Genomic DNA, 23,930 nt, shown 5'->3' on the forward strand with positions numbered 1-23,930 from the left:
GAACAATTTACAACAAACTGCATTATATTTAGACAATAACATAAGGCAGAGCCTTCTAAACTGCATTCCTAGATAAAACCTGGGAACGAGGGAATCCCTGAGTCAAATCTGTATCATGTATAGTTTCATTTTAGTTGCGTAATTATTAATACCGTATTATTATGATTACATAAGTTGTTTTTAAATCAAATATGAATATAAATTTAACCTCAGAAGTAATTTGGAATTTAGTCTTAACCAGTCTGATAGGTTTATGGCTAATTTGGCAGGCTGTAAAGATAAACTCTGAGATTGATATATTAAAAGTATCAGTTGACTGGTTTAGCGATAGACCTATTATTTTACCTTCCTTACTTTTTTTAGTTTCTCCATTTTTGTCAACATATATTTTCCATAATCTACCACCAAATTTTAATCAGATTTTTGACAATAAAATCCTTGTACAAGTATTAACAACTTTTGGAGCAATTATAAGTCTATACATTGGAAACAGAATTTTAGAAAGCTTTAGGAAAACTCAGGAGCAAAAGAAAATAGCGAAGATACTTATTGCAGGTATGGAAGCTCACATTGAGGACTTTGAAAAACTTAATATTAATATAAAAAAATGGATATCTAAATTACAAAGAGAATCTCTTGAGAGGATGTTTAACAACATAAAAAAAGATTATATATATGAATCTGCTCTCAAATCAGTTGGAATTTTTGAAATTAAATATATAGATATAATTTCCAAATATTCCAGAAAATTAAACCATATTACAGATGAAATATTGAATATTTATGAATTAGACCAAAATCAAAAAACATATAGAGTTACTTCGGGTTTAGAGTCTTACTTAGATAATCTAAAAAAACAAATTAATATGCTGACTATATCTGCACTGTTAAATAGTATGATTCTAAGTAGAGAAATACTTCAGCATGAAGATAAAGTCAAGGAGTATAAGATTAAAATAAAACGTAAATATACTTCAGAAATAAGTAACTGGAAAGACAAGCAAGAATTCTGGAAAGAGAAAATACAGTTGCATCCAATATCACCAGAGCTTCAAATATTATTGAAAGAGTATAGTCAATTTCCAGAAATTGAGCATTATTTTAAACTCAACTTAGAATATTTTAGTAATTCATCTGCACAGAATTTAAATGAATGAGAAATTATTTTTTTGCGATCGCTTGATAATCAAGACAGTAACTATTCCATCATTTTAATCTGCTGATTAGCATTATTTTCCGCCCTCAACATCGCCTGATTTAACGGCTGTTCTCCCAACAAAGCACTAATAAATTGATTATCAAAATTATTCGCAATTGCGGCTGGATATTTCCCCACTTGCCAAGGAGTAGCATAATCAACACCCGCAACTAAAGCAGACCTGAAATTATCTTGATCATACCCTAATTTCTCGGCTACAGATTTACGAGTTGGTAAAGCAAAACCTTTACCTGTCCACTTTTCCATTCCTTCTTTTCCGGTGAGGTAAGAAATTAATTTCCAAGCTGCTTGTTTATGTTTTGTTTGCTTATTCATCACATAGGCAACAGTATAAACCATCGTCCCTTTTTTGTTATTAATAGTAGGAACTTCTGCGGTAGCAAAATCTATCTGCGGGAAGGTTTCTTGCAGATAAGGAATAGCCCAATTTCCTTCTATTACCATTGATACTTTACCTTGACCAAACATATCACTACCAGAACTAGCACCAACATCGGATTTTAAAACTGAAGTTCGCTCTTTTTGATATTGGTCAATTACCAAATTTAAGCCTTTTAACCCAGATTCACTAGCAAAAGTAGCATTACCTTTTTTATCAACTATTTTCCCGCCATAAGCTTTAATTTTATATGCCTGACGTGCTAATTCTGGACTTTCACCAAAACCATATTTATTAAGTTTACCTGTTAATTGTTGAGAATAGCTGCGTAATTCATTCCAAGTATTTGGGGGACTATCCAAACCTGCTTTACTGAAAGCTTTTTTGTTATAAAATAGGGCTAAGGTTGAATAGTCTTTAGGCAGTCCATAAATGTGTTTTTGATATTTAAAGCTATTCAGTAAATTCTCTTCAAAATCTGCTAAATCAAATTCTGGTGTGATGTAATTATCTAAAGGTTCTAAGACATTTTGACTCATTAAAAAAGGAGCTTCTAAGGCATCAAGATAAAATACATCTGGTGCGGCTTCTCCAATTAAGCGAGTTTTAATTACATCCATGTATTGATCAGAAATGACCTCATATTTAACTTTGATATTTGGATGTTTAACTTCAAAGTCTTGTAATACCTGTTTGAGAAGTTTTTGTTCTACAGGAGAACCACCCCAACCACTGAGTTTAATAGTCACTGATGATTTACTGGGTGGTAGATGATGACAACTGATAACAATGATAGCCACAGTTATCAATAATCCCCAAAAATATAACCACTTGCTTTTGTTCACAAATAGATAAAAGTCTCTCTCACTTTATTTATAGCTTCTGTAACTAAGGAAAGATATTTAACCAATTTAAAGTTTTGTTGAGAAATGCTAGATAAAATAACAAACAATTATCATTAATTGAACTTCTGCTATATTACGTCACCTGTAGACGATAGTTTATGGATTCTTTTCCGGTTGAAATAGCTGCATCTTTAAATCTAGAAATTTCTCAGATCGATTCATCACCAATAGTTCTTTCTCCTAGCGCACAACCTAACAATCAATTTCCTAAAAATGCAATTCGTACCAGTTTACAAGCCTCTACAGCAGATGCTATTTTTTCAGGAATTTTCTCTCTGACTACTGGTGGAATTTTGCTTAGTAATTTGTTGGTAGAGTTAGGTGCGAGTCCATTTATATTTGGAATGCTATACTCAATTCCCATGCTGGTGAATCTTATTCAACCCTTGGGTGCTTATTTCTCAGAACGCACTACTAGTCGCTTTCAATATTCGCTTCTAACTTATGGAACTTCTCGCTTACTGTGGCTGATTTTAGTAATTGGTATTGTTGGTGTCAATTACGGAGTTGTTAACTCTCAGCAATTGATAATATTAACATTATTAATTGTTTGTTTTAGCCATTTTTTGGGAGGTTTAGGCAGCGCATCTTGGCTGAGTTGGGTAGCAATAATTGTGCCTCGGCGTTTGCGAGGTAGGTATTTTGGAATACGTAATAGTGCTGCCAGCTTAACAAATTTAGTTTGTGTACCTTTGACTGGTTTTGCTGTATCACATTGGTATGGTGGCACTATTCAAGGTTATGGAGTAGTTCTATTTGTAGGTATTATTTTAGGAATAATGGGGTTAGGTTGTCAGTATTTCAAAATTGATGTGAATCCCAAATTACAAAATACATTTCATGCCAATTCATCACCAGAAATAACTGCATCAATACCCATTTCTCAAAATTATGTGACTGAAAATATGCAGCAAAACTCTAATTTTTGGAGATTTCTGCTTTATTTCAGTTTATGGATACTATCGATTAATCTTAGCGCCCCATTTTTTAATTTCTATCTACTGGAAATATTGAATTTAGATGTGAGTTGGGTAACTGTTTATGTCAGTATTCAAGCGGGGGCAAATCTACTGATGTTAATTCTGTGGGGTAAACTAGCAGACAAAATCGGTAATCGTCCAATTTTAATTGTGATTGGGATTCTGGTTGCAGTTACCCCGTTGCTATGGCTTTTAATTGGTAATAGTAGCCTGACATTCTGGCTATGGTTGCCACTATTACACATTTTTATTGGTGGTACTGGGGCAGCAATTGATTTATGTAATAACAATATGATGTTAGGAATTGCCCCATCAAAAAACCAATCTATCTATTTTGCGATCGCTGCGGCTGCGGCTGGAGTAACTGGTGCGTTAGGGACAACAATTGGTGGTTTTATTGCCCAATTCCCTCAATTTGGAGGTTTACTAGGGTTATTTGCCCTTTCTAGTATTTGCCGACTCGCTGCACTTATCCCACTAATTTTTGTTCAGGAAAAAGGGAATAGGTGATTGGTAATGGATTATTGGCGTTGCATAATTGCGGGATGATTTGAGAATCCGCATCAATATATATATAATCACCGCGTCTGGAGTGTCCCCGCGTCAGCCTCAATCATCCCCTTATTCAGCAACGCCGGATTATTAATCTCCCCATCTCCCCATCTCCTCAATCTTTTACTCCGCAGCTGTTGAACTCAAACTCATTGTTTCCCACAAAACCATATTTGGTGTAGTTGGTAGAGGTTGGTGCAAAGCAATTAGCTGTGCCAATGTATTTTTTAATTGGGTACGAGATACAATATCATCCACAAACCCATGCTTGAGTAAATCTTCGGCCGTTTGGAAATCTTCGGGTAATTTTTCCCGTAAGGTTTGCTCAATTACGCGTCTTCCAGCAAAACCAATAGTAGCTTTAGGTTCGGCGATAATAACATCACCTAACATTGCGAAACTAGCCGTAACGCCTCCTGTGGTTGGATTTGTTAACACGGGAATGTATAATAAGCGGGCATCTTGATGGCGTTGTAGAGCTGCGGAAATTTTCGCCATTTGCATTAATGACAGCATTCCCTCTTGCATTCTTGCACCGCCAGAAGTGCAAATGATAACTACAGGATAACGGCGTTGTGTAGCTTGTTCAATCATGCGGGTGAGTTTTTCACCAACAACAGAACCCATGCTACCACCCATAAACCGGAAGTCCATGACTCCTAAAGCGATGGGTAAACCGTTGATTTGACCTAAGCCTGTTTTGACTGCGTCTATTAAACCGATTTTTTCTTGAGTTTCCCGCAAGCGATCGCTGTACGGTTTACGATCTCTAAATTGTAAAGGATCAGTGGGGCGTAAATGCTCATCCAGTGGTTTCCATGTATTTGCATCTATCAATTGACGGATTCGCTCATCACTATCCACCCGATTATGATGACCACATTCAACACAGACCATTTGATTGGCTTTTAAATCTTTGGCATAAGTTAAAACACCACACTTAGAGCATTTGTGCCACAGTCCATCAGCAATTTCACGTTCTTGTCGGTCTAGACTGCTAGAACCAGGTTTACGGCGATTAGCAAACCAATCAAACAGAGACTTTAAACCGCGTGATTCTTCGTTGTTCGCCATTTTTATCTTATGTAAGTGGGTATGAGGTCAAAAACAGGTCAATTCGGTATAAATTGACCATTGCCACTAGGGAAGTGGGTATTGAAAATTGTAGATTTTAGATTGATGATTTCTTTTAATTGACTAAATCATCTAATTAAGATTCTCAGCAATTTGGACTTGATTTCAGCGACTTTTGTATCAATCTTAACGAAAATAATGATGTCAATACTAATGTTTTCCTGCTGTAATAGAATACTTAGTATTTGCCAACTGTATATTGCTATTTGAGGTTAATGCAAGTTATGGGCTAATTGTACCAAAATCTCAAGTTCCAAGTGGGTAATGGAGATGACAGTCATGGGTTAATAGGTACATGATCAGAAAAAAGACATTTAAAATTTGTTTTTGAATTTTGTTCACGGAGTCTCTCCATAGCTCAGGGGAAAGTAGAAAAGGAAATCCGAGGGATTTTGAATTTTGACTTTGTTGCCTATATTTCAAGATACAGGAACAAATAACCGCAGATAGTTAGACAAAATAGCTTGGCCGCTAAATACAGTAATGACAGCACCCAAAGCTAAGAAAGGCCCAAAAGGCATCTTTTGTCCCATTTGATGACGTGACAGCATAATAGCCCCTCCACCTATCAATACTCCTAAGCTGCACGCCATGAAACTCGCTATCAATAAATATCTCCAACCTAACCAAGCTCCCATCATGGCTGCTAATTTAGCATCACCTGCACCCATGACAGCTTTACCAAAAGCGATAGAACCCAAGATAGAAATTCCATCAAATAGCCATAAGCCAATGACAGTACCAGCTATGGCAGCTATCAGGTGATTTGTTAAACCTACCCAGTTAGCTGTTGATAGTAAACCCACAGCCATTTGAAAAACTATTCCCAAAATCAAACCTGACTTGGTTAGTGGATTTGGTAAAGTCATCGTATCTAAATCTATCAGGGATAGGGCTAATAACCAACTACAAAAAGCCCAATAACCGATTGTCCAAATCGAAAATTGAAAAACCCAAAATGTTATCAAAAACATTATGCCTGTTAATGCTTCTACCACAGGATAACGGGGAGAAATCTTGTTTTTACAATAACGACATCGCCCTTTTAACCACAACCAGCCAAACACTGGTACATTATCGTGAGCTTTGAGTCTATTTAAGCATTGAGGACAACGAGAAGGCGGCCAAAGCACTGATAATCCAGAAGGTAGTCGATAAACCACAACATTGATAAAGCTACCAATAGATGTACCCAAAGCAAAGACAATGATACTCGCAGGGACAACAATCAAAATGTCCATATAATTAGTTACCAGTTACCAGTTACCAGTTATCAGTTTTTAGCGAATCACCTCTTCACCAATTACTAATACATATAGGATTCAATTTGATTTAACGGCACAAAACACTCTTGCGGTAACAAGACTGGGTGTTGAGTGAAAATCACCTTACCCCGATAAGTTACGCGACTAATTGCTACTCCTGAAGGTTGCCCAACGATTTCGGGATGTACCTCACAGTATGTATAGTAAATGTGACCAGCCGCTTTGATGACAGTGGGATCAACCAAAGGCGGATGGTTTTTTGGGGCGGAAAAATTCGCCTGTCCTTGTTGTGCAGCGTACACTATTGGTGTTTATGTGATTTATAGATTTGCTTCTAGTTTATCCGAAACTTTTAGCAAAAAATGTTAAAATCCTCAAGCCATAATCAGGGAATTATTTTGCTTCTAGAATTTGAATCAATGCATCGCCCATAGCACGACAACCCAACAGATTCATTCCTAAAGACATGATATCCCCAGTGCGATCGCCTTGTTGTAAAACTTGTAACACTCCATTTTCAATCAAATCCGCCGCCTCTGGCTGGTTTAACCCATAGCGTAACATCATCGCTGCACTCAAAATCTGTGCCAAAGGATTAGCTTTATCAAGTCCGGCAATATCTGGGGCGGAACCATGAACAGGTTCATATACACCAGGGCCAGAAGCTCCCAAACTCGCAGAAGGTAACATCCCAATACTACCAGTCAGCATCGCAGCCGCATCAGACAGAATATCACCAAACAAATTCCCGGTAACGATAGTATCAAACTGTTTAGGAGAGCGTACTAACTGCATAGCAGCATTATCTACATATAAATGAGATAGTTCAATATCTGGATATTCTGAAGCCAGCTTACTTATTCCTTCTCGCCACAGTTGAGATACTTCTAAAACATTAGCCTTATCCACAGAACAGAGTTTTCCACCCCGTTTTCGTGCTGTTTCAAAAGCTACTCGCCCAATACGATCAATTTCTGATTCTGTGTAAACCATTGTATTTACACCACGTCTTTCTCCAGTTTCACTAGCAAAAATACCTTTGGGTTTACCGAAATAAATCCCGCCCGTGAGTTCGCGCACCACCATAATATCCACACCTTCCACTACTTCTCGTTTTAAGGTAGAAGCGTCAATTAACTGGGGCAAAATTTTGGCTGGACGTAAATTGGCAAATAGTTCTAAACCCGCCCGCAGCCCTAACAAACCCGCTTCAGGACGCTGATTAGAAGGCAGAGAATCCCATTTGTAACCACCAATCGCAGCGAGTAATACAGCATCGCTATTGCGACACATAGCCAAGGTAGTTGAGGGTAAGGGTTCACCTGTTTCGTCAATTGCTGCACCGCCAATTAAGGCTGTTTGAAATTCAAACTGAATATCAAAGCGCTTCCCTACAAGTTTTAGCACATCCACCGCTACATTCATAATTTCGGGGCCAATGCCATCACCAGGGAGTAGGGTAATGCGATAGTTTTGAGTCATAACTAGTTGTGATGATGTAAAAGTTTAGGCAGATTTATTATCATACCGAGCAAAATGTACCTATGGAGTTTTAAATTTGGGAGAACAAATCACTAATGTGATTAAATTGACTCAAAAGTAAAGCAGAATATTGGGAATAAGAATACTGATTAATGCCAGATATATTATATTTTCGTAATCAATACTGTAGCCATTAATTTGCGATATATAGAGGAAATAGCCCTAAATTAGTAATTACAGTTCAGATGTATTAAGTTAATTATGATAATATAATTATTTTTTATACACAATAAATGTGCTTATTTTGTCATTACTAGGGATTTTAAAATGATTCTTGATATTGATAATGCTTGTATTTATACAACATAATTTTATACTTGATAAAAACAAACTTTAAATATTAAATAAAGTATATTTTCTTGAATATGAAGAGTATGTAAAATATGGATATTTAATCTAGACAATTACCTCAAATAAATTAAGATGTATTTGAACAAATAAACTTGGTATTGCTAAATAGCAAGATAAAATACACCAGAAACACAAAGTTTATTACATTAGTGACAGGTGAAAAATACCCTTGCTTTTGTGAATAAAAATTCTGCTTTAAACTTTCAAAAAGACAAAGCATAAAGCGAACTTTAAAGATGATTTCAGGGAAGAAAGCAGTTCGCGTAATATTAAGCTACAAACAAATCCACGTCAATGCACATTTTTTTATACCAGGTTGCAATAACATTTTTCATTAACATTAGTAATTGGCAAATTGGATGCAGCCTTTGTCTATCAGAAATGGTTTCTGGGTATTTTTTCGCGTTTCAAATTAGCAAGACCTAGTTTCCGAACAGCTTCATTAAAATTCGGAGAAAACTATGACACGTTACGTTGGCGACGACAATCAAAATATCATTGTTGGAACAAATGATAATGATCAATTTCTCGGTTTACTGGGAGATGATAACCTAGATGGTCGAGAGGGTAATGACACGATCAAAGGTGGTGCAGGTAACGATGTGATATTCGGTGGTAATGACGGAGATGCAATCTATGGTGAAGCTGGTGATGACACAATCTATGCCGGTGAAGGGCGCGATGTTCTGAATGGTGGCACAGGTAACGATACCCTCTATGGTGAAGGAGGAGACGATACTTATATCGTTGATAGCCTAGGAGATGTTGTTAGTGAAGATAATGTTTCTGGTGGTGACGCAGGCGGTATTGATACAGTCCGATCTTCTGTGAGTTGGACTTTAGGTCATAATTTTGAATATCTCGTCCTTACAGGCACAGATGCCATTGATGGTACTGGCAATGGATTGAACAATATTATCAAAGGTAATAGTGCCGATAATATCCTCTCTGGTGGCGCTGGTAATGACACTCTGGAAGGTAACGCTGGCAACGACACAATCTACGGTGGTGATGGACGTGATGTCTTAAATGGTGGTACTGGCGACGATACCCTCTATGGTGGAGCAGGTGACGATACTTACATCGTTGATAGCCTAGGGGATGTTGTCAGTGAAGATAATGCTTCTGGTACTGATACAGTTAGGTCTTCTGTGAGTTGGATTTTAGGTGATAATGTAGAATACCTTGTCCTCACTGCCACCGATAGCATTAATGGTACTGGCAATGAATTGAACAATATCATCAAAGGTAATAGTGCCGATAATGTCCTCTCTGGTGAGGCTGGTAATGACACTATTGAAGGTAACGAGGGTAACGACACCCTCTATGGTGGTACTGGCAACGATCGCTTGACTGGTGGTGTTGGCTCTGATATCTTCGGCTTCAATAATTTTAGTGAAGGTGTTGATACCATTACTGACTTCAACGTAGCTGACGACTTTATTCAAGTATCCGCTGCTGGTTTTGCTGGTGGTTTAACCGCAGGTTTATTCGATGCTGGTCAATTTACCATTGGTTCAGCTGCGACAAGCAGCGATCAGCGATTTATCTATAACAGCGCTACTGGCCAACTATTTTTTGACGCAGATGGAAATGGTAGCGGCGCTCAGACACAATTCGCTAAGTTATCGACAGGATTAGCTCTCACTGATGCAAATTTCAGTGTTATTGCCTAATTTCGACATTGAATTCAATTGTCCAGAGTTTACGAGACTGACGAAAAGCAAGATAAATTGATCCTATGGAAGTCCACCTCTTTAACAACATGAAGGGGTGGTATTTTTTTTCAATTACTCCCTTCCCACCAGAAGAATAGAGATTAAATAAACCGCAAAGACGCATAGACGCGGAGTGGCTTCTCGCCAGGTAGAACGTGTATCGCTAAAGCTAAAGCTTGTTTCTATTTCCGAAACAGGAGTGACAAATGTTGTAGAAAAAGGTTAGCTTAACGGATAATCACAAGCCGCACTTCAGCAGCTATGGCAAAAGAATTAGCAATTAGCACCCGTGGACTAACTAAGCAATTTGAACGACACATTGCTGTCAACGACGTTGACTTAGAAATCCAGATGGGAGAAGTTTACGGATTAATTGGCCCCAATGGCGCGGGCAAAACAACTCTGATGCGGATGTTAGCTGCTGCGGAGGAACCAACTACGGGTGAGATTTATATTAATGGTAATCGCTTACTGCGAGACCACAGCAATCCCACCCTCAAGCGTCACCTGGGTTACTTACCCGATGATTATCCACTCTATGATGATTTGACAGTCTGGGACTACCTAGATTATTTTGCCCGTTTGTATCGTTTGCGGGAACCGCGACGCACACAACGCCTACACGAAGTTTTAGAACTCATCCAACTTGGTAATAAACGTAACAGCCTGATTTCTACCCTTTCACGGGGGATGAAGCAGCGCTTAAGTTTAGCCCGCACTATTATTCATGAACCGATTTTATTGCTGCTAGATGAGCCTGTTTCTGGACTTGATCCCATTGCGAGAATGCAGTTTCGGGAAATTATTAAAGCTTTGCGAGAAGCGGGAATGACAATCCTAATTTCTTCCCATGTTCTCAGCGATTTGGCTGAGTTATGTACTTCAGTGGGAATTATGGAATTAGGCTTTTTGGTAGAAAGTGCTTCACTGCAACAACTTTATCAACGTCTGGCTCGACAGCAAATTTTAGTCTCAACTTTGGGCAATATAGATACATTGGTGAGTCAACTAAAAAATCATCCTTTGGTGGAAGAGTGGGAGGTGTTACCTAGCAAAAATAGTGTGCGGGTGAATTTTTCGGGGAAAGAAGAAGATTGCGCTGATTTATTGCGATCGCTTGTGAGTACAGGCATTCCCTTAACTGATTTTCACTGCACCCAAGAAGACCTAGAAACTATTTTCCTTAAATTAGGTCATAAACAAGCATCATAGACAATTCAAAATTCAAAAATTACAATGCTTAGGGATTTTGATTATGTTAATAAATTTCATAGACAGAGTTGGTGAATTAAATCCACAACTATTCCGAGAACTTAAAGGAAGACTCAAGCCTTTTAACGTGTTAATCACTGTTGTTTCATCTTTGTTATTGCAACTTGTGGTTTTTTTGTTTCAGTTACGAGAATTTCCTGATGAAAAATATTCTCTGAGAGCGAATTACTGTAATTTAACACAAGGATATCAAAACCAAGAGCAACAACTTTATCAGCAGCAAACCTTACTTCAACAGAAAATAGATAGCTATCGACAAATTACACTATCAGACAATACCATAATTCCTAACTTAGAAACACAAATTAAGCAAGTTCAAACAGAGATAAGTAACTTGCAGAGTTATTTGTCCCAGAATATTTGCCCTCCGGATCAAATTAACTGGCAGTTGTGGTGGAGAGATCACTGGGAATACTACTTCTTAGCATTTAGTGTAATTTTTGTTTTTACACTATTGGTTGCTGGAACTTATTTACTCATCAGCGATTTAGCTAAAGAAGAACAGCGTGGTACACTGAACTTTATTCGCCTCAGTCCACAGTCAGAAACAAGTATCTTGACTGGGAAAATGCTAGGAGTTCCGAGTTTAATTTATCTGTTTATTCTCACAGCAATTCCTTTACACTTCTGGGCTGGACATTCTGCAAATATTGCCTCAGGATATATTTTCAGTTACTACGCCATTCTTGCTGGTAGTGGCATTTTCTTTTACAGTGCTGCACTCTTATTCGGTTTAGTTAGTCGCTGGTTTAGCAGTTTTCAACCTTGGTTAGGTAGCGGTGTTATTCTCCTGTTCTTATTTACGACAATGGGAATAGCATCATCTTATAGCAACGACATAAATAACCCTCTTGCTTGGTTGAGATTTGTCAGTCCTTGGGATATCACTAATTATTTATTTCCCAATTTATTCCGTATCTATAGAGGTTCACCCCTAGACAACCTACAATTTTTCTATTTCCCAATAGGTAAAACTGTAGTTAGCTTAGTAGGTGTTCATTTAATCAATTACGGAATTTGTACTTACGGTATTTGGCAAGCAATGAAACGCTGCTTTAGAAACCCAAATACTACTATCTTAAGCAAGGGACAAAGTTATTTCTTTATAGCTTTTTCTCAGCTAATGTTTATCGGATTATCGATGCAAGACATTGAGCGTACACGAGATGTAAACCTGATAGGCTTAGTCGCATTTCTTAACCTACTCATAGTTATCGTGTTAATTGCCATTCTCTCACCTCATCGCCAAACTGTACAAGATTGGGCAAGATATCGACACCAAAATCATAGAAACGCATCTCTATGGCAAGATTTATTTTCCGGTGAAAAAAGCCCTGCAATAATGGCAATAGCAATTAATTTAGCAATTGCTGCTATACCTTTAATAGTTTGGATTTCACTCATACCAGAAAATTTTGACAATAGCGACTTTGGGAAAATTAAAGTATTGTTAGCTGTTGCTTTGTCTATTAGCTTAACAATGATTTGCGCTACCATTGCTCAGTTAATGTTGTTGATGAAAAATCCCAAGCGTCATATTTGGGCAATTGGTACTGTGGCTGTGGTAATGTTTTTACCACCTGTAATTCTGCAATTTTTGGATATTTATCCTTCCAAAAATCCAACTATTTGGCTGTTTTCTACCTTTCCTTGGTCAGCTATAGAATACGCGGGAACAGGGACAATCTTCATGGCATTACTAGCTGATTTTACGGTTCTAGCATTGTTAAACTTCCAATTAACAAGACAAGTTAGAGTCTTAGGTGAGTCGGCAACAAAGGCATTATTAGCAGAACGTTAAAATAAGTCTAAAGACAAAAATAAAGACTTGTTAATTAATTAAACACATGATAACCGCTGCTAGACACTTGTCTCGGCGGTTAAATTTTGTGATCAAAATTACTGATTATGTTTAATAATGATATTTGAAATCTCACAGACAAATTCATGAAACACTCACTCAGACTTCCTCAAAAATTGATGCTGCTAGGTTCAGGAGAACTAGGCAAAGAATTTGTAATTGCTGCTCAACGCTTGGGTAATTATGTAATTGCAGTTGACCGTTATGCAAATGCTCCCGCTATGCAAGTTGCAGACTGTGCTGAAGTTATTTCTATGCTCAATGCGGATGATTTAGAAGCTGTTGTCAGTAAACATCAACCTGATTTTATTATTCCCGAAATCGAAGCTATTAGAACTGAAAAACTACAGGAATTTGAGCAAAGAGAAATTACAGTTATTCCTACAGCAGCGGCAACTAATTACACAATGAATCGTGATAGAATTAGGGAATTGGCACATAACGAACTAGGAATTAGAACAGCTAAATATGGTTATGCGGTAACTTTAGAAGAATTAATTACTATTTCTGAAAAAATTGGCTTTCCCAATGTTGTCAAACCTGTGATGTCATCATCGGGAAAAGGTCAATCTGTGGTTAAGGATCAAACAGAAGTTGAGAAAGCTTGGAATTATGCTATTTCTAATTCCCGTGGTGACAGTCAAAAAGTAATTGTCGAAGAATTTATCAACTTTGAAATTGAGATTACTTTACTAACAATTAAACAATGGGACGCACCGACAATTTTCTGTTCTCCTATTGGACACCGTCAAGAAAGAGGCGATTATCAAGAATCTTGGCAACCAGCAAATATTTCTGAAGATAAAATATTAGCATCTCAAGAAATCGCTAAAAAAGTTACTGATGCTTTAGGAGGTGCGGGAATTTTTGGAGTTGAATTTTTTATCACTCAAGATGAAGTGATTTTTTCTGAACTTTCCCCCAGACCCCATGATACAGGTATGGTGACATTAATTTCCCAAAATTTGAATGAATTTGAATTACATCTACGGGCAATTTTAGGTTTACCAATTCCCAATATTGAGCAGTTAGGATTTTCTGCAAGTGCAGTAATTTTAGCTTCCGAAAACTCTGATTCTATTGAGTTTACTGGTGTGGCTGATGCTTTAGCAGAAAAAGATGTAGATATTAAGTTATTTGGTAAACCCTCTGCTCATCCTTATCGACGTATGGGAGTGGCTTTAGCAAAAGGTGTTGATGAAAAAGAAGCGAGGGAAAAGGCAACAAAGGCAGCTAGTAAAGTTAAAATAATTCGTAATTCGTAAAGCTCACCAACCACGTCAGATATCAAAAATCTGTTTATTTACTAGATTTATGAAGTCTGACGCACCCTACAATAGATTTTTGGTGTGACACTTGCGTAAGCCCTACCTATATTTCAAAAATCAAATATTTGCTATATTTTGATTACAGACCCAAATCAACAGCAATGCGATGAGCGCAAGCAAACCCAGAAAAAGCCACCGCATTTAAACCCTGTCCAGGAAAGGTGCTATCCCCCACACAATACAGCCCAGGAATAGCGGTACGATTAAAAGGCATTACCAATAAACCCCACAATTTACGTTTGGGTATGGGTCCATAAGTACCATCTGTGCGGCCTAAAAAGCGACGATGAGTCAGCGGTGTTCCTATTTCTAAATAATCTAATCCAGCATCTAATCCGGGAAAAATCTGTTCTAGTCGTTCAATAATTACTCCTGCGGCTTGTTCTTTCTTTTCTTCATACTCACTTGGTGAAAGTCCCTGCCAATCAGCAATCCAGTGTGGTGTAAAAGCATGGATAATGTGGTATCCCTTTGGCGCTAAATCTGGATCAAGTAAGGTGGGAATAGAAACGAAAATAGTCCCCCCCGCTAACTCCATTTTCTCCCAATCTTCTAGCAAAATATGATGACACTCTGTTTGGACAGGTAAAACTGACGCTTTTACCCCTATATGCAAACTTAAAAAACTGGGGGATTTTTGGTATCTTTGTTGCCAATTTTTCTCATTATTTGGCATTTTATCTGCTGGTAGTAGTTTTTCAAAGGTGTCCCAGCGCGTAGTATTAGATACTATCTTTTTAGCATGATAAATTTTACCATTAGCCAGTTTTACACCTACAGCTTTTCCCTGTTCAGTCAGGATTTTTGTCACTCTGGCTTGGTATTGAATTTTACCTCCATATTTTTCTAAACCTGCAACTAATTTTTGGGCAATTTTTCCTACTCCACCTTGAGGATACTTCACTCCTCCATAGTGTCTATCTGAAAAAACCATTCCTGCATTAATCATGGGTGTCATTGCGGCTGGAACTACTGACCAGCAATAACACTCGATATCAATAAACTTCAATAACAGCGGATCTTTAATGTAGCGTTTGGCAATATCTCCGACATTTAGGGGTAAATACTTAGCCAAGCCTAGACAAGCTAAAGGTTGTTGGAAAAATACCCGCAGTAGATATCCTGGTTCTTCTAGGGAAAGTAATTCAAAGCTATTTAGGTAATTAAAGACTTTTTGACATTCACCATAGAAACCACGAATTCCTTTTTCTTCATGAGGGAAATAAGCAATCAGATTTTGCAAAAATTTTTCATAATTTTTATCAACTTTAATATCTAACCCGTTAGGTAGATGATAATGAATCTGCACAGGATCTGCTATTGATTCTAGGCTGACATTTACAGCTTCTAAGGCGCGGGTAAGTAGGTTTGTTGTGCCTTTATCTCCCAAACCAAAAATCATGGATGCGCCCACATCAAATGTGTATTCTTGACGTTGAAAATAGCCAGCGCTACCGCCAGGTATCAGATAACTTTCTAGAACTAAGACTTTTGCTCCTTTGGCTGCTAACTGGGTTGCTGTTACTAAACCCCCAATACCAGCACCAATGACAATAACATCAAATAATTCGTAATTCATATTTTTTAAATTTAGTTTAGGAGTTTATCAGCAATACTATTGGAGATAGTATTAATGTATGATACATGATTTCTATTTTATTCCAGATAAATGCCTCAAAATTTGGTTTAATGATGCTGAATTGACAAAAAAAGAGGGAAAAGCCTGCTGCTGCTGGCCAATCCCGTCTGCCGATCCTTTAAAGAGAGGAGAACACTTTCTAAGAGTGTAGCCTTGATTGAGAATATATGTCAACTATTAATGAAAAATTATCTCAATAGATAGGTATAGATAGGTAGGGTATGAAGAAACTTGGCTATTGCCAATCCCAATTTGGGATCAGCCACACACGGGAAAGAGTATGATGATGATGTTTCAGTTCCTATATAATGACAGGCTGCCTATTTCTGGCTATGACGCAACAATTGCTTGTTTATGTCCCACCCCATCCTTTAATCAAGCACTGGCTGGCAGTTGCCCGTGATGCGGCTACGCCTTCAGTATTATTTCGTTCTGCAATTACTGAGTTAGGAAGATGGCTAACTTATGAAGCGGCACGAGATTGGTTACCTACCCTAGAAACAACTGTGGAGAGTCCGTTGGCTCCCTGTTCAGCAACTTTGATTGATCCTTTAGTACCTGTTGCAGTTGTGCCGATTCTCCGGGCTGGGTTAGGCTTACTGGAAGGAGCGCAAACTTTGCTACCTTTAGCATCAATTTACCATTTGGGTTTAGTGCGAAACGAGGAAACACTAGAAGTTTCTTGTTATCTGAATAAATTGCCAGAAAAATTTGCCCCTGAAACCAGGGTGTTAATTACCGATCCGATGTTGGCAACAGGAGCGTCTATAATGACGGCAATGGCAGAATTGACACAGAGGGGTGTTGATCCCGCATTGACACGAATAGTTTGTGTGGTAGCTGCGCCACCAGCCTTGAAAAAATTGAGTAGTGCTTATCCTGGCTTAACGGTTTACAGCGCTACTATTGATGAAATAGTAAATGACAAAGGATACATAGTACCAGGATTGGGAGATGCAGGCGATCGCATTTTTGGAACTATTAGCTAGTAGGATGCAGCTAGAGCCAGAAAATGGTTTAAATACTTTGGAAGTAGCAGGTTTCTTGAAGGCGGTAAAGATATGAGTCAGCGAGATGGTTTTGCTAGTGGTTTTTTTGTTGGGACTTTAGTTGGTGGCGTAGTTGGTGGGATTCTGGGTGCAGTGCTGGCATCTCGAAGGGACGCGCAGTTGGCAGCAGAAGAGGAGATAGGACTCTCTGATGGTTCCATCGAAGGAAATAAAGTCACAGCTAAAAGACGGCAAATGAGAGCCGCAGCCAATGAAGGTTTGGAAATGGAAACGGCACGGCGATCGCTAGAAGATAAAATTGCCCAACTCAATGCCACGATTGATGATGTTCGTAACCAGTTAGGGAATGTCAATGGCAATTCAGTCCAAGCTGCAAATGAGCGCAGTCTTTCCCAAGACTCTTGAAAAATGTTTGTTACATAGTGAACGCACCAGTTATGGTAGATGTGGCAACGATTTCCAAACATTAGGACGGTATGGCGGAAATCAAATAACTATTTAAAATTATTAAAAAGCTTGTTAAACCAGGTTTTTGGATTTTGAATTTTGGATTTTGAATTCCGTCAAGCGGTACTAGAGCATTGGTTCAATTAAAATCAATCATAAGACCTCATTTGACACTTAGCAGGAAACCAACGAATCCATGTATTTACTATTTAACACACTGGCAACCTTCGTTACCTTTTATAGCTCTTTGCTAATTATTCGAGTTTTGTTAACCTGGTTCCCGCAAATCAATTGGTATAACCAACCATTTGCGGCTTTGAGCCAAATTACTGATCCTTATCTAAATCTGTTCCGCTCAATTATTCCCCCTTTGGGTGGGATGGATTTTTCTCCAATGGTAGCGATTCTCCTACTCCAAGTTTTAGGTAGTGGATTGCAATCAATCGTGTAACTGAAAATTTGTAGTTGATTCTACATTTATACTCAAAACGGCTTAATCATTTGGTTCCATAGGTAGGGGTTTAGCAGTGCTAAACCTTTACACATCTCGGTTTTTCGTGATCTTGCAAAAATCCATGTTTCAGCCGTGTTTAGTATAAAAACTTTTGAGTCTGGACTAACTAGCCCAGACTTATTTTATTTATTTACTAACGCCTAACTTGTCCGCTAAAGCCAGTGGCTTTAAATTGCTTCAACTTCAATGGAGTTGGCTGATTTGCAGGTACAGAAATTCTTAGCTCAAAATCACTGATGCCTGGGGGTACTTCGGGGATAGAACCTAATCTAGTGCGGTTTTGCATGACTGAATCGTTGTTGGCATCATAGATACGTCCAAAGATATCTGCATCGTAAACTGTTTTGTAAGTGCCATTTTCTGCCTTACCAGTGACTATAAAGCAATTAGCGGCTGCTGAACCGCTACTAATAACAGCACCTTCTGCTAGTTCTGGAGGACAATCATTATAGGAAATATCAAATAGTCTAATTTGTGTCAGTGCTACAGCCGGAGGAGTAAACACCCACGAAAGTAACCCGATAACGCCAGAAATCAAGATAAGCGTGAGTGAGCGCGATCGCATAGAAGACACCGTAATTTTATTAAGATTATACGCAACTTTTAACATCAGTTGACCTAAATTTTACGGCTCAGGAATTTGAGAGTTGAATTTAACGCTGTAATAACGCTGTAATATTTATATAAAATAGACCCTCAGTTGCTATTGCCCTATGAACCCAGATGAGATTGAAGCAGCCTTGCAAACAGCTTTTAATCGTTGTGATGCAGCCCGCTGTCCTCTCACTGATATCCAAAAACAAATATTACTACAACTAGTTGGTCAAGTTCAAAGAGATTCGACTTCTAGGGTATCAGATGCTGATAATCCATTGGATGAACTGACATCAGAGGAGTTAGAAGCGTTTTTACAGTTTGTCAAAGTAGAGGAAAAACAAAACCGTACTTGGAAGGTGCAACTGCTTAACGACTGGCTTTTGGGACAAGATTCGGGAAAAGTGCAGTTTATCCGCGATCGCTATGGTTTACAGTGGTTGAATCGGGTGGAAGCATATCATTTTGACAAATATTCTTATTTTGAAGAAGCGCTACAGTTAAGAATAGGCGATCGCATTGAAGTTTCTAATGCACTGTGGGAATGGATACCCGAAGATGATTCCTATGAGCGGGAATGGTTTCCCTGTATGGTGATTAAGGTTGATGAAATTAGCGATGGTGATGAAGTCTTTACTAGTTGTCTGATTCGCTTTTTTAATGGCACTGAGTATGAGATTCAAGGCATTTATGAATGGAATCGCTATAATTGGCGTTGGCCGCAGATGTAGAGCATATGTGGTGATTTTTAGTCTCTACTTTTAGCAGTTTATCAAATAACTCAGCATATTTTTTAATTCGTGTTTAGCCAGTTTTCAACTTTCAAATTAGGTAAGTACTAGGACAGAATTAATTACACAATGTCATTGCGAATGGAACGCAGTGGAATGACGCAATCGCAAGGGCTGGGATTGCTTCGCTTCGCTCGCAATGACTGTAAATATTTTTGTCCAATTACTTATACGGGAAAATTCACGGACATTGTTTGTAATTACGGTTAGATTTAAAATTATTGCATGGGCAGCAATTAATAAGTCGTTACTACCTATGGGTGTTCCTTGTTGTTCTAAATAAGTACGAATTTCTGCGTAACTGTAATCTACGTTGGGTGTTAATGATAATATAGGAATTATCTCGAAAGCTAGAGAAATACGCTGTTTTAATCTCAGTGAGTTCTTTTTTTCTGCCCCAAATCGTAATTCACAAGCAACAATGATACTAGTACAAATTTTTTCTTCTCCAACTTCTTGAATTTTAGAAAATATTTTACCTGTTGGATGTTTAATAAAGTCCGATAATGTATTAGTATCGAGTAAATAAGAGTAAGACATTTTAAAGTTCTATATCATCTAAGGGTAATAATCCTGCATCAACATCGGGAAAGTCTTCATCAATATCATCAAGGGTAGCAAAGACTTCAAGAAGGGATTTTTTCTTAATAGGAGAAATGATAGCCAAGGGAATACCATTTTCTGTGATAGTCAGGGGTTCACCTGTTTTTTTAGCTTGGTTAATTAAAGTTTGCAGGGTTTGGGGGAGTTCGGAAAGGGTAATTTGTGTCATGGTGGTTTCTGGTGTGGGAGGATGATATATATATATTGTATGAGAGAAAGTAAATATTAAGTAGGATGTATGCTGTGCAAAGATTTAAAATATAAAATTGTAGGGGTTTAGCAGTGCTAAACCCCTACGACTAATTCATAAGTATGAAGATTTTGGTAAATTGGTATTACTCCTATTTTCATCCTGTAAATCCTTTAATCCTGGACATCCTGATTCAGACAATTACACCGTTAATAATTGTTTGACAGCAGCGTTGATGATTTTTTCGCTCTCTGTTTGAGTTTGTGTTAGTTTGCTTTCTAGTTCATCACATAGTTTCATTAATTTATCTACTTTGGTAACTATGCGTTTTTGTTCTTCAAGTGGAGGTAATGGTACAACTATACCTCTAATTTTACCTACACTTAAACTATAAAGTCCGCTAGTAGTAATTGCTAGTTTTTTTATTTCTGTTATTCCAACAGGAGAATTTAAAAACAGAAGTGTAAAAAGACTTCCAGTATGTCCAAGTGGTCTGCAACGAATTAAATGATTTTGATGAACACAATTTTTTATCTCTCCATTCCAAATAGCACATCTACCTATTTCGTTTTCACTGCCATTACCCTCAACAATAAGTAAATCTCCAGGGAATAAATTCCATTTTTGTAGGTCATTTTCAAAAAGTTCAAAGTACATAATTTCTGATAAATCTAACCTTCCTCTATAAACGTTAGCTACTCGTAAATAAGGAAAATAGTTAGAAATTGGTGTTCTTTTGGGAGTCTTCTGAATTCCACCTACAACTTCATAAAAATCATCAATACGTACCCACTCCCACCCAGATGGTAATTCAAACAGTAATTCATCTGTTTCTAGTGGAGATACTAACTTTGATTTACTAATCTTCCCTTCCTTAACTAACTGTTCCTTTTCCTTCTTAATTCTCTCCAACAAAACCGCCGCAGGTTCATCATTTGCATCTTGCGGAACTAGCTTACCCATAACAGCGAGTTGGAGAATAGCTTGACGCAATTTACCAATATTTTCTGGCGCACTGTAGAGAATGTCAAAATTATCGCAAATGCACTGCCAATTTTTGGTGAATGTCTCTGGTGTGTCAGCAGTGAGGAGTTTGTTTAATGCTGCATTATTTATTAATATGCGGGTTTCCCGTTTCTTTTTTTGACGTGCTTCTAATTCGTCGCACAGTTTCATTAATTCATCTACTTTGGTAACTATGCGTTTTTGTTCTGCAAGTGGTGGGAGTGGGAAAAGTAAATTTCTAATAGCATCTGCCCCAATATTACCTTGATTAGCAGTTCCAGTTTCTGCACTAAATAGTAAATCTAAAATTATTGAAGATTTTAGAAAAATATTAACTAATTGAATTGTAGTATCTTCATTTATCCTTAAACTACCAACTCTTTGATTTAAATATAAATTTTTATTAGCAATATGTTTATCATTTACAACTGAAGTAAAACAGTAGTCTCTTTTATTTTTAGTTCCTGTCATCGTTATCAATATATCTCCTTTACGAATTAAAAATTTATCATTTTCAACAGCTATTTCATCAGATACATATACTGGACTTTGTTCCAAAATTATTTGATTGTTTTTAACATTACCAAGCCTAATAACTTGATTATTTGATAATTTTACATAAGAATTACTCTTAAAGGCATATCCCCCAAATAGTAAACATATTTCACCTAATCTTACCCATTGCCAATTTTTTTGTAAATCATACAGCAATTCATTATCTTTAATTGGTGATAAAATATTGTCTTTTTTAATCTTCCCTTCCTTAACTAACCGTTCCTTTTCTTTCTTAATTCTCTCCAACAAAACCGCCGCAGGTTCATCATTTGCATCTTGCGGAACTAACTTACCCCTTACAGCCAAATCTAAAATCAATTCCCGTAACTTCTGCACACCATTAGGCGCTTCAGCCAACAAATCAAAATGCTCAAAAAACGTTTCTAACTTCATACAAATTCACCACCTAAAGCTGTCATCAATTCCCGTTTTAAACTATTGCGAGTTTCACCTAAATCATCTAAAAGACTTGCATATTCTTCCAACATTTCCTCCACATCTCGATGTTCAAAATCAACCGTGTGCGGATTTTTAATATCTAAATTATAGCCATTATCCTTAATTACCTGAATAGGAACTTTCCAAGCAAATTCAGATTCTATTCTATCGTCCCACCAAGCCTTTTCCGGTGCAAATTCTTCTATCCTAATCGGCTTAGTTTTCGAGTAGGACTTATACCCCGGTGGATAAGGGTGTTCATAATACCAAATCTCTTGAGTAGGTTCACCCTTAGTAAAGAATAATAAATTAGTTTTAATGCCAGTATAAGGACTAAAAACCCCATTCGGTAAACGGACAATAGTATGTAAATTACACTCCTCTAACAACTTTTCTTTAATGCGGGTTTTCACACCTTCACCAAATAAAGTCCCATCTGGTAAAACAATACCACCCCGTCCCCCATTTTGTAATAAATGACTAATCAATAATAAAAATAAATCAGCCGTTTCTCTAGTGCGGAAAGTAGCCGGAAAACCAGACTCAATTCCATCTTCTTCCATGCCACCAAAAGGCGGATTTGTAATAATCACATTCACCCTATCACTGGGTTTATAATCCCGCAAAGGTCGAGATAAAGTATTATCATGAGTTATCGCCGGAACTTCCACACCATGCAATAACATATTCGTCATACACAATAAATGAGGTAGGGGTTTTTTCTCCACACCTCTAATTAACTTATGTAGTTTTTCGCTATCTTCTGAAGTTTTTACATATTTATTTTTAATATGTTCCAAAGCACAAGTTAAAAATCCGCCCGTACCGCAAGCAGGGTCTAAAATTCTTTCCCCCAATTTGGGGTCTATCATATCCACCATAAATTGAGTTACAGCGCGGGGAGTGTAATATTCTCCAGCATTACCCGCACTTTGTAAATCACGGAGAATTTGTTCATAAATATCCCCAAATAAATGCCTATCTTGGGAACTATTAAAATCAATTTCGTTTAATTTATTAATTACTTGACGGATAAGAGTGCCATTTTTCATATAATTATAGGCATCTTCAAACACCGCCCTAATCACAAACCCCCGGCGGTTATTATCTTGATAGGTATTCGCGTCTTTTAGAGTTTTGAATAAAACATTATCCACAAAATCAAGTAAACCCTCTCCCGTCATTCCTTCCGAGTCTGTAGCCCAATTCCGCCACCTTAAAGCCTCTGGTATGGGAGAATGGTAATTATCATCTAACAATTCATATTCAGCTTCTCTGTCGTCAAAAATCTTCAGGAATATCATCCATACTAATTGACTAATACGCTGGGCATCACCATCTACACCCGCGTCTTTACGCATGATATCTTGGATAGTTTTAATTGTGGTACTGATTGACATTTGTTAATAAAGATAGAGTTTTTGTAGTAGTGAAATAATAGCCCAGGCGAATAGAATTCGCGGCTACACAAACGAAGTCCGCCTTCGCGGACTCAATAAAAAATCAAGGGATTGAAACCCACGAAGGTGGGTTTTGTCTGTGTAGACGCGGTTTCTAACCGCCCGTTTAAATCATATTTGTCTCGTTCCCAGTCAGAGACTGGGAACGCTAAGTAATTGGACAAAAATATTTACAGTC

Annotated in this window: 21 protein-coding genes; 10 read left to right on the forward strand and 11 right to left on the reverse strand. The window is 37.6% G+C overall.

Features of this window, described 5'->3' with window-relative positions:
• The first annotated feature begins 191 nt into the window (after window positions 1-191).
• Window positions 192-1,157: a hypothetical protein gene (locus ANA7108_RS0111060; protein ID WP_016950852.1), complete on the forward strand. Its 966-nt coding sequence runs from the start codon at window positions 192-194 to the stop codon at window positions 1,155-1,157.
• 41 nt (window positions 1,158-1,198) lie between these two features.
• On the opposite strand, the gene ANA7108_RS0111065 is transcribed toward ANA7108_RS0111060, so the two are convergent.
• Entirely contained in the window at window positions 1,199-2,443 is a 1,245-nt protein-coding gene (locus ANA7108_RS0111065) for an extracellular solute-binding protein (protein ID WP_016950853.1), read from the reverse strand.
• 158 nt (window positions 2,444-2,601) lie between these two features.
• Between ANA7108_RS0111065 and ANA7108_RS0111070 the strand changes: the two genes are divergently transcribed.
• Entirely contained in the window at window positions 2,602-3,993 is a 1,392-nt protein-coding gene (locus tag ANA7108_RS0111070) for an MFS transporter (protein WP_016950854.1), read from the forward strand.
• 165 nt (window positions 3,994-4,158) lie between these two features.
• On the opposite strand, the gene accD is transcribed toward ANA7108_RS0111070, so the two are convergent.
• The 4 genes from accD to leuB form a co-directional block, all read right to left on the reverse strand.
• Complete coding sequence (gene accD, locus ANA7108_RS0111075) at window positions 4,159-5,109, reverse strand: acetyl-CoA carboxylase, carboxyltransferase subunit beta (protein WP_016950855.1); 951 nt, start codon at window positions 5,107-5,109, stop codon at window positions 4,159-4,161.
• Between the two features lie 479 nt (window positions 5,110-5,588).
• Window positions 5,589-6,410, reverse strand: a complete 822-nt coding sequence (locus ANA7108_RS0111080) for an A24 family peptidase (protein ID WP_016950856.1) — start codon at window positions 6,408-6,410, stop codon at window positions 5,589-5,591.
• A gap of 65 nt (window positions 6,411-6,475) precedes the next feature.
• Window positions 6,476-6,736, reverse strand: a complete 261-nt coding sequence (locus ANA7108_RS0111085) for a hypothetical protein (protein ID WP_016950857.1) — start codon at window positions 6,734-6,736, stop codon at window positions 6,476-6,478.
• Window positions 6,737-6,827: 91 nt separating this feature from the next.
• Window positions 6,828-7,916, reverse strand: a complete 1,089-nt coding sequence (gene leuB / locus ANA7108_RS0111090; RefSeq protein ID WP_016950858.1) for a 3-isopropylmalate dehydrogenase — start codon at window positions 7,914-7,916, stop codon at window positions 6,828-6,830.
• Between the two features lie 872 nt (window positions 7,917-8,788).
• Between leuB and ANA7108_RS28770 the strand changes: the two genes are divergently transcribed.
• The 4 genes from ANA7108_RS28770 (at window position 8,789) to purT (ending at window position 14,443) form a co-directional block, all read left to right on the forward strand.
• Entirely contained in the window at window positions 8,789-10,003 is a 1,215-nt protein-coding gene (locus tag ANA7108_RS28770) for a calcium-binding protein (RefSeq protein ID WP_016950859.1), read from the forward strand.
• Between the two features lie 303 nt (window positions 10,004-10,306).
• Window positions 10,307-11,257: an ABC transporter ATP-binding protein gene (locus tag ANA7108_RS0111100; RefSeq protein WP_016950860.1), complete on the forward strand. Its 951-nt coding sequence runs from the start codon at window positions 10,307-10,309 to the stop codon at window positions 11,255-11,257.
• Between the two features lie 43 nt (window positions 11,258-11,300).
• Complete coding sequence (locus ANA7108_RS0111105) at window positions 11,301-13,118, forward strand: ABC transporter permease subunit (protein ID WP_016950861.1); 1,818 nt, start codon at window positions 11,301-11,303, stop codon at window positions 13,116-13,118.
• Between the two features lie 146 nt (window positions 13,119-13,264).
• Complete coding sequence (gene purT / locus ANA7108_RS0111110; protein ID WP_026104122.1) at window positions 13,265-14,443, forward strand: formate-dependent phosphoribosylglycinamide formyltransferase; 1,179 nt, start codon at window positions 13,265-13,267, stop codon at window positions 14,441-14,443.
• Between the two features lie 142 nt (window positions 14,444-14,585).
• Here the strand turns inward: purT and crtH are convergent, their stop codons facing one another.
• Window positions 14,586-16,085: a carotenoid isomerase gene (gene crtH, locus ANA7108_RS0111115; RefSeq protein WP_016950863.1), complete on the reverse strand. Its 1,500-nt coding sequence runs from the start codon at window positions 16,083-16,085 to the stop codon at window positions 14,586-14,588.
• 392 nt (window positions 16,086-16,477) lie between these two features.
• Between crtH and upp the strand changes: the two genes are divergently transcribed.
• The 3 genes from upp to ANA7108_RS0111130 all read left to right on the forward strand — a co-directional run bounded on the left by upp (window position 16,478) and on the right by ANA7108_RS0111130 (window position 18,053).
• Window positions 16,478-17,134, forward strand: a complete 657-nt coding sequence (gene upp / locus ANA7108_RS0111120) for a uracil phosphoribosyltransferase (RefSeq protein ID WP_026104123.1) — start codon at window positions 16,478-16,480, stop codon at window positions 17,132-17,134.
• A 72-nt stretch (window positions 17,135-17,206) separates the two neighbouring features.
• Entirely contained in the window at window positions 17,207-17,560 is a 354-nt protein-coding gene (locus tag ANA7108_RS0111125; RefSeq protein ID WP_016950865.1) for a hypothetical protein, read from the forward strand.
• Window positions 17,561-17,798: 238 nt separating this feature from the next.
• A complete protein-coding gene (locus ANA7108_RS0111130) occupies window positions 17,799-18,053 on the forward strand; it encodes a YggT family protein (RefSeq protein WP_016950866.1) in 255 nt (84 codons plus the stop codon).
• 196 nt (window positions 18,054-18,249) lie between these two features.
• On the opposite strand, the gene ANA7108_RS0111135 is transcribed toward ANA7108_RS0111130, so the two are convergent.
• Window positions 18,250-18,681 carry a hypothetical protein gene (locus tag ANA7108_RS0111135; RefSeq protein ID WP_026104124.1) on the reverse strand — a complete coding sequence of 144 codons (432 nt, stop codon included), beginning with the start codon at window positions 18,679-18,681 and terminating at the stop codon, window positions 18,250-18,252.
• A gap of 148 nt (window positions 18,682-18,829) precedes the next feature.
• Here ANA7108_RS0111135 and ANA7108_RS0111140 point away from each other — a divergent pair, with 148 nt between their 5' ends.
• Window positions 18,830-19,441, forward strand: coding sequence for a hypothetical protein (locus tag ANA7108_RS0111140; RefSeq protein WP_016950868.1), 612 nt, complete (start codon window positions 18,830-18,832; stop codon window positions 19,439-19,441).
• 132 nt (window positions 19,442-19,573) lie between these two features.
• Here ANA7108_RS0111140 and ANA7108_RS27215 read toward each other — a convergent pair whose 3' ends face one another.
• The 4 genes from ANA7108_RS27215 to ANA7108_RS0111160 form a co-directional block, all read right to left on the reverse strand.
• Complete coding sequence (locus ANA7108_RS27215; RefSeq protein WP_016950869.1) at window positions 19,574-20,041, reverse strand: type II toxin-antitoxin system VapC family toxin; 468 nt, start codon at window positions 20,039-20,041, stop codon at window positions 19,574-19,576.
• A gap of 1 nt (window position 20,042) precedes the next feature.
• Window positions 20,043-20,273 (reverse strand): type II toxin-antitoxin system Phd/YefM family antitoxin, encoded by a 231-nt coding sequence (locus ANA7108_RS0111150; protein ID WP_016950870.1) that lies wholly within the window; start codon window positions 20,271-20,273, stop codon window positions 20,043-20,045.
• Window positions 20,274-20,495: 222 nt separating this feature from the next.
• Window positions 20,496-22,247 carry a restriction endonuclease subunit S gene (locus ANA7108_RS27220; protein ID WP_016950871.1) on the reverse strand — a complete coding sequence of 584 codons (1,752 nt, stop codon included), beginning with the start codon at window positions 22,245-22,247 and terminating at the stop codon, window positions 20,496-20,498.
• Window positions 22,244-23,692: a class I SAM-dependent DNA methyltransferase gene (locus ANA7108_RS0111160; protein WP_016950872.1), complete on the reverse strand. Its 1,449-nt coding sequence runs from the start codon at window positions 23,690-23,692 to the stop codon at window positions 22,244-22,246. Before ANA7108_RS0111160 ends, ANA7108_RS27220 begins: the two co-directional genes overlap by 4 nt.
• Between the last annotated feature and the right edge of the window lie 238 nt (window positions 23,693-23,930).

The organism is Anabaena sp. PCC 7108, assembly GCF_000332135.1.
Lineage (GTDB): Bacteria > Cyanobacteriota > Cyanobacteriia > Cyanobacteriales > Nostocaceae > Anabaena.